This is a genomic window from Ilumatobacter sp., from assembly GCF_041688325.1.
GTDB lineage: Bacteria > Actinomycetota > Acidimicrobiia > Acidimicrobiales > Ilumatobacteraceae > Ilumatobacter_A.
Genome location: NZ_JBDNIJ010000271.1, coordinates 1 through 11,545, shown reverse-complemented (window position 1 = coordinate 11,545; position 11,545 = coordinate 1). Strand labels below are relative to the sequence as shown.

Below are 11,545 nucleotides of genomic sequence, written 5' to 3'. Positions count from 1 at the left end.
TCCCGTCGTTCTGGACCTCGTCGATCTTGCCGACCATCGTCTGATACGTCGACACATACACGCGACCTTCTTCGTTGCCCTCGGTCACCAGATTTACCGGTGACGAGTCGGGCAGGTGCTCCTTGAATGCGTTGACGGCCTGCTTCACGAGCGCAGTCCGATCAGCAAGGAACAGAACCCGTTTCGCCCAGCTCGCCCGCATCAACAGATCAGCAAGCGCAATGACGGTCCGGGTCTTGCCTGCTCCGGTCGCCATCACGACGAGTGCTTTGCGTTGCTTGTCGACCTCGAAGTGCTCGCCGATAGCGCGAATCGCACGCTCCTGATACGGACGACCAACAATGTCGGTGTTGATGTCGAGACCGGCCAACGACAGCTTCGTCGTCCGCCGCTGAATCAACAGCCCAAGTTCATCCTTGGTCAGGAAACCTTGCACCGAGCGAGGCGGGTAACCGGTGTCGTCCCACAACCAGTGCTCGTAGCCGTTCGAGTAGAAAATGACCGGACGCTGCCCAGTCATCTGCTCCAAACAGTCGGCATACAACTTCGCCTGCTGCTGACCAGTCTGAGGCGACAGCATTGCCTTCTTCGCCTCAACAATCGCCAACGGCAAACCGTCGTCGCCCCACAACACGTAGTCGACATAACCCTCACCCGAGGTCGACGGCATCCCGTACACCTTGAACTCGCGGTCACGACTGTCGTTCAGCCGCCAACCGGCCCACGCAAGCTCATGGTCGATCTTGTACTTACGGGTCTCGAACTCAGACCAATCCTGCTCCGCTACCGGCGCCGACGCAGCAGCCTCCTTCGCGGCAGCGACCGCTGTGATCAGCGCAGCCCGCTCTGCCTCCAACTCGGCGACCGTCTGCGAAAGCTCGGCCGCCCGCTGGCGCGCCAGTTTGGCGTCTTCGGCTTGCTCATCGAGGTTCGCTTCGAGCTGCTGCCGTTCGGCGAGCGAGGGTTGTTCGCTGACGTTGAGATCGGCGAGGGCGTTCGGGTCGAACTTGAGGGTGGGTTCGGGCTTGTCCTCGCGTCCGTAGGTCCATGCCAGCCACTTGCAGAACAGAAACAACGACGAAACAACCTCGACCGCCTCCAAGCCCGTCGGAGCCTTCGACTCATGCACCGCCCGGTTACCGGCACGCTGAATCTTCTTCGCAACGGTAAACAGGTGACCGTCAGCAATGTCCTTAAACGCCGGCTCGTTCAAGTAGGCGTTCAGCTTGTCCTCATACGGAATCGGCAACTGACGGTCGAAGGCGAACGCCCACTTCACCCCCGACTCCAAACACTTCCGGGCATAAATCACCGCAGGCCCCGGATCCGACAACGCATGCCGCTCCGCCCACTCCGCCATCACAAACTCATCAGCAAACTCCGCCTCCAAGAACCCGAACTGGCTCACAACTCACCCCGAAACGCCCGTTGTTGGAGTGCAGCGAAGAGTGTGTCGAACTGCGCGGCCTGGGATTCCATCGAACGTCGGCGAACAGCGGACCGCTCGCGGGCCGAGGCGAAGGATCTCTGCAAGTCGACCGGCGGCAGGGGCATCTCAATTGTCTGCACTTCCTTGGCGTTTATGTTTGCCATTCCGACGATGCTCTTACACATCGCTCGCAGCGTCTGTTTCGTGGTGCGAAGGTTCATGAATGCGCCAAGGTATTCGGCGTCGAGCCGGTCGCCGGGCCTCAGGCGAACCAGGTATCCGGCATAGGCGATGGGTTCGCTCCCGCGGTAAACGGCGGTCTTCCCGACTAATTCCGCGCTGTTCGTTCGGTTGAAGAGAACATCGCCGGAGTGGGCGAGATGGTTGTCGAGCTCGCGCCCTTCAAGATCGATGTACTTCAGGTCGGTTAGATCAAGCCGACCATCCCCAGTGAGGTTTCCCATCCTGAGAACAGCGAACTCACCCGCACGACCGGCTTTCTTGCTCGTGCCATAGGTCGCCGAGGCGAGTGCTTCGCCAATTCGGACGACGGGCCAGCCCTTCGGGTTTGCGACAGGGTCGCCGAACATGTCGATGAAGATGGCTTGGGTGAGCGTGTCGAGCTTGGCGAGCGCCTCGCGGCGTTTCGCCCGGAGCGCATCAGCCGCATCCAACACCGCCGCAATCCGCCGCTGCTCCTCAATCGGCGGAATCGGAATCGGCCATTCCGCCAAAGCCTTACGACCGAGGTGAAAGATACCGACGCCGCGAGACCTCCTGGCGAAAAGTCCTGAAGCCGCACAATGAGCGAAGTAGTGGAGCAGATAGCGAGAGTCAGCGCCACGAGGTCGAACCCGGATCAGGGTGTTTTGAAAACCGCAATTCTCGATCTGGCCAGCCCAGATCGCGGGCTTACCAACCTCCGCTGCCGAACCCGACGCCTCACCCAAGAGGATGTCGCCTGGCAGAAGCCGGTAGATCCGCATCTCGGCGTCCGTGAAGTTCATTGTCTTGACATCGTCCAGCTTCAAGCCGTTCCAACCGACGTTCGCTGCACGAACGTACGGCCGCATCTGATCACCATTGTGATTCTTCGGCGACCGCTGCCGACCGAGCTTCACTTCAGCGATCTCGCTGAGCGCTACAAGATTCCCACTCATCTCAGCATGGCCCTGAGGTCTTCGATGCCTTGCTGGATCTCGGTTTCGAGGGTGGTGAGTTCGTCGAGGATCTCGTTGGGTGCGGCGTATTCGATTTCGTCGTAGACGATCTCTTTGTAGCGGTTGATAGAGAGGTCGTAGTCGTTGGCGGCGATGTCTGCTTTGGGGACGCAGAACGACTGGTCGGTTCGTGTCCGCTCGTTCTCGCTGCGGTCGCGATCGTTCCATCGGGCGAGGGCATCGGGGAGGTTGTTCTTGGTGTGTTCGTCGTCGGTGAGTGTTGCGTTGACGGCGAGCTTGTCGGTGTTGAGGAGCGGGGTGCGTTTGTCGTCGAGGCTGTAGCCGTCGGCTTGGAGGTCGTAGAACCAGACGTTGTCGGTGCCGCCCGAGTTGGTCTTCGTGAAGAACAGGATGGCTGTCGAGACTCCGGCGTACGGCTTGAAGACGCCCGATGGCAGCGACACGATCCCGTCGAGCTTCTGGTCCTCGACGAGTATCCGGCGCAGCTCCTTGTGAGCCTTGGACGAGCCGAACAGCACACCGTCGGGGACGATGACCGCAGCCCGGCCGCCCGGCTTCAACAACCGTAGGAAGAGAGCGAGGAAGAGCAACTCGGTCTTCTTTGTCTTCACGACTTGGAGCAGGTCTTTGGCTGTGGACTCGTAGTCGAGCGATCCGGCGAACGGGGGGTTGGCGAGCACGAGGCTGTACGCCTCGACATCACCGGCGTGCTCTTGAGCGAGCGAGTCCTTGTAGGAGATGTTCGGGTTCTGCACGCCGTGGAGCTGCATGTTCATCGACCCGATACGGAGCATCGTGTTGTCGAAGTCGTAGCCGTTGAACATGTCGTTCTGGAAGTGCCGCAGCGACGCAGCATCGGTGAGTGCGGTGGGATGTTCGTGGCGGATGTACTCGGAGGCGGCGACAAGGAACCCGCAGGTGCCGCTCGCAGGATCACAGATGATGTCCGACGGGGTCGGTGCGGTCATCTCAACCATCAGCTGAATGTTGTGGCGCGGCGTACGGAACTGACCGTTCTGCCCGGCGCTGGCGATCTTGGACAACATGTACTCGTACACGTCGCCCTTGGTGTCGCGGTCCTCCATCGGGATTCCGTCCAACCCGTCCACCGCTTTGAGTAGCAGTGCCGGAGTGGGAATCGTCAGGCGTGCGCCCTTCATGTGCTTGGCGTGAGAACTGTTCGCGGCGCGTTCCTGCATGAACGGGAACACGTACTTGTCGACGAGGTCGTACATGTCCTGGGCGGGCAGGTGCCTGAAGCGGTCCCAACGCAGATCTCCGTACGGTCGGCCGATCGTGGCGTCGTCGGGTTTGAACTCGCGCTCCGGGAAGACCGGGTCCTCGATGGGTTGGCCGGTGCGGTTCGCTTTGCGCTCAGCGAGCGTTTGCTGCTCGTCGAGGCCCTTGATGAACAGCAGGTAGGTGAGCTGTTCCATCACCTCCAATGGGTTGGAGATACCGCCAGACCAGAAGTCGTTCCAGACGGCGTCGATCTTCAACTTCAGTTCACCAGTGATCATCGCGTGGTCCGCCTCTGTTGCATAGCCATCGGACTGACTGTAGGCGGCGGCAGTGTGGGCCGACGAGGGTCAAAGCGCCGACCCACAGATTGCGGCTTCAACGAGCGGGCTGGGTCATCATCTGCACGGCCGTCGCCCGGACCACCTTGCGGTGCCCCTCGTCGGTTATCTCCTGCCACGGCCTGGTGGGGTCTTTTTTGACCACGGCCAGCAGCGCCCGACCACCTGCTCAGTCCCAGTCGTGTTGGGGAACATCGACGGCGGCATCAAAAGCCAACTGCTGCCACGCCGGACGCTGCCTGGCCGGTCGTGAAGCCCTCGTAAAGTAACTGGTCGATCAGACCCTGGCGGGAGAACGATGAGAAGTCGAGATACGACTGCGCCGATTTCGCTGCCTGCTCATTCCAATCGACGGTGATGTTGGAGACGGCGAACGCAGCGTCCGTTTTGCTGTAGCCCTCATAGATCAACTGGTCGATCAGACCAGACTTGGAGAAGGCGGAGAAGTCGAGATAGCTCTTGGCGCTGCCGATGGCGTTGAGTTGACCGATTGTCATTTCCGCCACGGGGGCATCGGTTTCGATTTTCCCGTCGAGCCGATCAGCCGCCAGTGCCACATAACGGTCGATCTCCTCGGGCGTAAAGGGTTCGGCTCCGGTGAGTTCCTCTCGTGCTGAGTAAAACTCGAGCGCCGTGATTGCGTTACCGATCTGCACGACTGCGAAGTCCATATGGACCTCAACCACGAGCTCGATCCCAGCCGCCTCCGATGTAAAGTCGCCCGTGACTCCGTATCCGATCACCTCGTCGCCGACAGCGGACAGGTCAAGACTCGTCACCCTGACGTCCTCAAAACTCGTGAACCCAAGTTTGACGATTCGGCGGATGCAGTCGACGTGCTCAATGGCGCCGTGAGCGACGGCACGAGCAACATGAACTGGCAACAGGAGACGTTTGCCTATGCGGAGGCACATGACGGAGACACGTGGGTTGGTGTGACGACGAATCAAATGGTCATGCCGACACCTGGTGGATGGCTGATCCACCCTGACCACGTTCCCGCCCCGATGCCCCAGACACCGGACGATGCGGTTCGTGCACCTGATGGTGGGTTGGCGGGTGACGGGACTGGGATTGGCGACGGAGGGTCAAGTAAAGAAAGTGATGTTCCCTCGGGATCGACGGTCAACTCTTTCTACGCACTTTTCGACCTTGATCGCCTGCGTGGTGCTGCGCAGTTAGCCGACATACTTGAGCACGTCGCTGCCGTCTCGGCGAGAACGTCACGCTTTCGCTCGAGCTCAGAGCCGAGAACGCCGGCGGCTATGATGATGCGGCTCAGCGAGTCGTGAGTGAGAATGCTGCCAATCTCGGTGCAAGTGGAGCCGAGTTCGAATAACCGGCCAAGGCTTCGTGCGGTCACAGCGACGAAGTGCCGACGTGTGCGATCTGGTTCGAAGATTCCGCGAGAAACGAGAAGGCTATGAGTCAGAGCAGAACATTACGAGCTGGATGGACAGCTGTCGGCTGTCTGATCCTTGCCTCGTGCGGAGGAAGTTCAGGCGGATTGGCTGGGGAGGAACCGTCCGATACTGCAGAGTCTGCCGTCGAGGCTGCGGCGTCGACCGAAGCTCCCGATTCGTCTACAAGTCCTGCGACGATGCCGCCTTCAACCGAATCCGAACCGGCGGACACCACCACGACGTCTACGACGACGATCCCGGTGTCGAGCGGGATCGTTGGCGCTCCGGCTGGGCTGACCGGGACACGCAGCGACCCGGTGCCAGTGGGAGAGATCGCCGACCTTGGTGATGGTTGGCGGTTGCAGGTGATCGGCGTAGCCGACGACGCGACCAGCGTCGTGATGGACGAAAACCAGTTCAATGATCCACCGGTTGAAGGCACCAGATTCTCCTTCGTCACCGTTGCCGTTGGATATTATGGCACTGACGATCCGACCACGCCTTCCAGTCCAACCATCGAAGCAGTCGCCTCGGCAAACTCCGAGCTCGACGCGTACGGCTGCGGCGTATTCCCCGATCGCCTTGAGACTTACATCGACGTGTTCGCTGGCGGTGTCGTCACAGGCAACTTGTGCTTCGTGACGACCGAGGCGGACACCGGCATGATGCAGCTGTACGCCTCAAGCGGCTATGGGAACAACGACGTGTTTCTCGATGCCTCAGCATCACCGACCGGCGTTGCTGTGATGCCGACTCTTCGCGGAGTACACGACAGCAAGGCCGCTGACGGACGCCTTAACCCAGTCCCACTCGGAAGCCCCGGCGACATCGGCGACGACTGGACTTTGACTGTCGACACCCCGATGGTCGATATCACTGATGCCGTGATGGCCGAGAATCGGTTCAACGACCCGCCCCCTGACGGGTATCGGTTCGTCGCAGCGGATATCACACTTACCTACAACGGTGAAGCCAAGGCCTCCGGCTTCGACGTCACGATCAATGCCTCGGGCGACAGCAATGTCCAATACGGAACTAACTGCGGAGTTACCCCGAGCGATATCGACCTGTACGTCGATGTGTTCAGCGAAGGCACGATCTCCGGCACAACGTGCTTCGTCGCCCCAGCCAACGACATCGGTTCAGAGTTCATCTACGCAGGCACCGGATACGGCAGCGACTACAAGGCATTCGCTGCATCAGTCACTAGCGCTGCCGAGCTACCAGCTGATTCGCCTGCAGAAGAGGCCGGACTTATGGACTATCGAAGCGATGGCATCATCGACACCAAGGAGTGGGCGGCGATTACTCAGCAGACGATCGGTGCCGAAGAGGCCGACGATCTGGCGACCCTGCTCCTGTCGGAACCTGAACTCCTAGTTAGCTTCGCTACATCAACCTGTGGCCTGTACGAGCTGGGCATGAGTCGCAGTGGGGCTGCTGATGCCCTTGGATCGTTCTTGCCGCAACCGAAGACGGCGGACGAATTCATTCTGAATTTGATTGCGTCGACGACCGCAGTTCACATCGCGTCGTACCTGTGTCTTGAAGATGATCCCGGCAGCAGCTTTGACTCGACGATGCCCGACGTTGAGTATGAGCCCGGGGAGGCCATCTTGGACGTATTGGCTGCCCGGTGACCGAGTAGCTATTCCGACGCCACTCCGATCCGATCGGCTCGCCCACCTCTGTGCATCGCTCGGGCGCTCGCACGACGCGTCGGTTCCCTACAGTCGGCTGGGGCCGATCGAGAATCGACGCCGTCGAGATCAGCGTCGAAGGCTGCTTGTCCGAGCGGCACTGTGCGAAGCGCCGCTGGGGTGCGCGCCGAAGCGCCCGGGATCGGTGACAACGCGTTGCAAGCGAACTTCTCGGCCAACGTCATTCTCCGGCCGCCATCCGTACGGTCGAGTTGGCGGCCTCACGGGACAACCTAGACACGCGAGCCTCGGCGAGAGCTTCGGCCAGTGTCTGCGTCTGGGTGGCAGCTTCGAGGTCAGACACTGTTGCAAGCACCTGAGCGAGCTGCCGACTGATCGGTGCAACGACGTGTTTTGGTAGATCCCCGGCGTCCAACTCAGTCGCCAGCCGGTCGGCCAACGCGTTGAGTGCGATGATCTGGTCCCGGGTGGCCACGGCGGCGACCATGTTGGTCGGTGTCTCATCGTTGGGTTCGTAAGTCATAATAATTTGCCTCTCTAAGGGTGAAATTAGGCCTGGGGTGTATCTATGCGAATGGGGTTAAATATCGTGCCTACAGGGCAAGGAGCATCAAATCTGGCTCTTCTGGTCGTAATCCAGCGATATCGCATCCTTTGCTGACAGCGCATTGTAAATTCTTCCCGTGATCGGGGTGCTCTCGCTGAGCATGGGCACCAAAAAAACCGCACTTGCTTACGGAGAGCGATCGGGTAGCGCTCGTCGTCGTCACGATCGGCGTCGACATCGGGCGGCCAACGTCGAGTGCCGGGCCTCGTTATCGGCACGGTCGTAGCATTGACGGCATGCCCACACACGGAGCCACAGCCAGCGAGCGCGGTGCCGCCCTCGGATGGACAGTGATCGACGGCGGCGTCACAGCGCATGCTGTGCCTGCCCCTCGTCGGGAGCCCGCCCCGATAGTGCGTGACCCCGAGCGATCCGGTCAGCCGTATCAACGCTGAGCAGGATCTCGCCGCCGTCCTCGATGTCGAGGAGTATTTCGAACGCAGCGTTCACGTTGCTGGCCAGGTTTTGTGCCCGCCGGAACACTGGGTCGTCGTCGTCGTCGCCCGGACAGACCCATTCGCCGTCACCCTCGCGGAGCCGTTCGATCGTGATCGTGGCGCCGTCGTCGTCGAGGACTGTGCCGGACATCTCGTCGGTGACGTAGCGGGCACCGGCCGAGCGGGCGATGTGCACGAGGTCCAACACTTCGATCTCGATCAGTCGGGCCAGCGCCGGACGCCACAGCGCGGAGTCGGTTCCGGTGACGTAGGAGCGGTGATCGGTGCGGCGGAACATCCGGTCGGCCCAGATCGGGACGCCCGAACTGTTGAGCAGCGCCACCGGGTCGTCGTCAGTGATCCGCCAGTGAGTGATCGGCCAGGCGATGAAGCTCGGTGTGGTGTGGCTCTCGACGGCCAAGAGCCACAGGTCGCTGTCGGCGGCGATCACTGTCGCCACGCCTGGAATGATTGTTTCGGTCATGTTGTCTTCCTTCTGATTGGTGCTGGCTTGTGTTTCTTCTTGTCGTCTCGACCTGGGCGGTTCCCGTTCCGCCCTTCTAAGGGGGCGGAACCGTGGGAACCACTGGGCTCAGGAGTGGTTCCGGAACCCTCCGGAACCACCTGGGAACCACCAACGCCGCCGTGGCGTTCTCCCTGGCCAGGCGGTATTTCGCGTGGTTCCCGACCCTCGGAACTACCGCCCTCTGAGTGCGTGGTTCCCGAAGTGGTTCCGGGGTCGCCAGTCCCGGCGTCGTTCAGATCGTCAATCCAGGGGTCGGCGTAGGCCCTCACGAAGCGGAACTCGCGTGCACGGTTCGATCCCGACTGCTCCTCGATGTGGCCCCGGTTGCGGGCAGTATCGAGGGCCTCGCCGATGGCAGCGTTCCGGCCGGTGACCTCGTCACGGACGCTGCGGAGCGACAGCCAGTCGGGCGTGCAGGCTCTCACGGCGTCGACGACGGCGCGCACCAGCGCCTCCTCCTTGCGGTGCTGCCGGTCGTCGGCCGATGCCATCGGTTCGAGCTTCAGGAAGCAACTCGACGACACCATGGTCATCACGAGGTCAGCAACGTCCTCACCACGCTTGTAATTGCCGTGGCGGTCCTTCCCGCAGCGGAGCCGCGCCCGGCCGCCGTTGTGGATGTCGAACGGGTCGATGGAGTGCATGTACCACGACACCCCGGTGATCGCTGCCCGCTTGCGCTTCGAGCCCGAAGGGTGGAGCGGGTTGTCTGCCGACTTGGTGATGTGGTCGATGTGGGTTACCCCGCACCCGGCCTCCTGGATCAGACGACGGCTGACGTTCCTGATCCACGGCCCGACCTCGTTGTCGTTGTTCTCGTCAACCGAGTTGAGACTGAACGCCTCGCCGAGTGAGTCGATGAACACGTGAGCGACTTTGTGCTCGACCGCAGCGTTCACGAGCCGGTCGACGTTCGGTCGGCCGAAGGCGTCGGTCGGATGGATGAACACCACGCCACGGCGGATCTGGTCGTCGGTGACTCCGATCTGTCGGAGCCGTTGGATCAGTGGGGCGGGGCTGTCCTCGATATCGACAACCATCACCGACGAACCCTTCGCCAGCAGTTCGGCCACAGTCTGGACCACCAACATGGTCTTGCCGGTTCCAGAGTCACCGTGGACCTCGTTCAGCCGCGACCCGTACAGCAGTGCCTTGCCGTTCGTCATCATGAGCAGGTCGGGCGTGATCTCGACCACCTCGCCGTCGAGGTACTCGCCGAGGTCGATCGGTTCGAACGACGACACCTCGTCGTCCTCGCCGGCGTCAGATTCGGCGTTACTCGCCTTCTGCCGGTATTCGTCATGCTGCTGCTTGCGGAGTGCACGCACCTGCGAGAGGACCGAGTCGGGCCAGTCGCACAACGGGTTGTCCGGATCCACGACGGGCCATGCCACCGTGGCGTCCTCCACCATCTTCATCGCCGTGGCATGGTCAGTCCCGAGCCGACCCCGTGCCAGCACGTCGGCTGGTGAGTACGACTCGCCTGGCTCGGCCCACTCGACGGACGATGAATGGACCGTGAGCGAAGGCGTGCCACGGCCTTCGGCACCGTTCGCCGAGGATGCTGAGTCAGCGTCGGGCCGCAGCCAGTACGTCCAGTCGTCGAACGACTTGCCAACGCATTCCCAGCCGTCCGGCAGCACGTCGGTCCATTCGAGCCGTCCGTCGATGATGGCGTGAGCGAGCACGTCGGCGGTGTCGGTCGGCGGCTCCTTGTCCCAGTCCCGCACGTCACCGGAGTGCTCCTTCGGCTGCCGTGGCTCGCCAGCCTTCTTGAGCCTCGGCTTGATGTCGGACACGGCACGGAGCCGCTCGAACTTTGCGGTGAGGTCGTCGAGCGTGATCGGGTGTGGTGCGAAGTCGTCGGCCAGGTCGCCGCGGCCGTGACCGAGCATGACGGCGTACTGGCCGTGACCTCGGTACTCGGCGAGCAATGTCAGCTCGCCGTCGGCGCCGACCGACGACACGAGTTTGCACCCGACCCCGGTCGGTGCCGGTTCGTCGATGACCCGGAGCCAAGCGTGCATGCCACCCGACGGGCTCGGCCGCTTGCACGTGTCCGGCAGTGCGTCGAGTTCGCTGCGGATCAGCTCACCCTTCTCGGTCTTATCGGCCATCCCCTCGGCCTCAACGTCGTAGGTGACGAGTTGGAGCGGTCCACCGCACGTCACCGCCCAGCCGACGGCCATCGCTTCCCACCGGTTGATCTTTGCACGCGTCGGCTGGACCTTGACGTAGTCGATGCCGCCGAGCCGCCACTTGGCACCCGGGCGCTTGTCGCCGTCCGTCGGCAGGAGGTGGTAGCCGAGTCCGTGGAGTCGCTCAACGTCGTCACGCCTCCAGTCGGCGCTCATCGTGGGCCGCCGAGCACTATGGCAACGGACCCGATGGCGTCAGCGGTGTCGATGATCGAGCCTGGGTGACTGTCCCAGAGGTCGGCTTCGTTCGTAGTGGGGGTGTATTTGGTCATTGGAGATCTCCAGTTGTTGGGGAGATCCCGCTCGGTCCGAGAATTTGCGTAGACTGCAGGCAGTTTCAAAGGTGCCTCTGGTCCCGCTCGTTCCCTCTCGGGACGTGCGGGATCAGTGCGTTGCAGGGCCTGCGGTGGTCGGTGCGGCGGCGCTCATTACGCCACCACCTGGGCATTGGCTGGGACTTCCATCCCGAGCACGGCGTACACGTCCTCGATCGGGATCCGAACGGAGGTGCTGCCGCGGACCT

Annotated in this window: 8 protein-coding genes; 1 reads left to right on the top strand and 7 read right to left on the bottom strand. The window is 61.9% G+C overall.

The window, feature by feature from the left end:
• The 4 genes from ACH2EI_RS14880 to ACH2EI_RS14865 all read right to left on the bottom strand — a co-directional run.
• A partial coding sequence (locus tag ACH2EI_RS14880) for a DEAD/DEAH box helicase family protein (protein ID WP_395160599.1) occupies positions 1–1,360 on the bottom strand: 1,360 nt, incomplete at its 3' end.
• A 44-nt stretch (positions 1,361–1,404) separates the two neighbouring features.
• The gene (locus tag ACH2EI_RS14875; RefSeq protein WP_395160597.1) at positions 1,405–2,589 is read right to left on the bottom strand and encodes a restriction endonuclease subunit S; all 1,185 of its coding nucleotides are present in this window, start codon (positions 2,587–2,589) and stop codon (positions 1,405–1,407) included.
• Positions 2,586–4,130 carry an N-6 DNA methylase gene (locus ACH2EI_RS14870; RefSeq protein ID WP_395160595.1) on the bottom strand — a complete coding sequence of 515 codons (1,545 nt, stop codon included), beginning with the start codon at positions 4,128–4,130 and terminating at the stop codon, positions 2,586–2,588. The genes ACH2EI_RS14875 and ACH2EI_RS14870 overlap by 4 nt, the downstream gene beginning before the upstream one ends.
• Before the next feature lie 266 nt (positions 4,131–4,396).
• Entirely contained in the window at positions 4,397–4,969 is a 573-nt protein-coding gene (locus ACH2EI_RS14865) for an Ltp family lipoprotein (RefSeq protein WP_395160593.1), read from the bottom strand.
• A gap of 821 nt (positions 4,970–5,790) precedes the next feature.
• Here ACH2EI_RS14865 and ACH2EI_RS14860 point away from each other — a divergent pair.
• Positions 5,791–7,233, top strand: coding sequence for a hypothetical protein (locus ACH2EI_RS14860; RefSeq protein ID WP_395160591.1), 1,443 nt, complete (start codon positions 5,791–5,793; stop codon positions 7,231–7,233).
• A gap of 241 nt (positions 7,234–7,474) precedes the next feature.
• Here ACH2EI_RS14860 and ACH2EI_RS14855 read toward each other — a convergent pair whose 3' ends face one another.
• The 3 genes from ACH2EI_RS14855 to ACH2EI_RS14845 all read right to left on the bottom strand — a co-directional run bounded on the left by ACH2EI_RS14855 (position 7,475) and on the right by ACH2EI_RS14845 (position 11,178).
• Positions 7,475–7,777: a hypothetical protein gene (locus ACH2EI_RS14855; RefSeq protein ID WP_395157223.1), complete on the bottom strand. Its 303-nt coding sequence runs from the start codon at positions 7,775–7,777 to the stop codon at positions 7,475–7,477.
• A gap of 390 nt (positions 7,778–8,167) precedes the next feature.
• Positions 8,168–8,782, bottom strand: a complete 615-nt coding sequence (locus ACH2EI_RS14850; protein ID WP_395157221.1) for a hypothetical protein — start codon at positions 8,780–8,782, stop codon at positions 8,168–8,170.
• Entirely contained in the window at positions 8,779–11,178 is a 2,400-nt protein-coding gene (locus ACH2EI_RS14845; protein ID WP_395157219.1) for an AAA family ATPase, read from the bottom strand. Before ACH2EI_RS14845 ends, ACH2EI_RS14850 begins: the two co-directional genes overlap by 4 nt.
• Positions 11,179–11,545 lie beyond the last annotated feature (367 nt).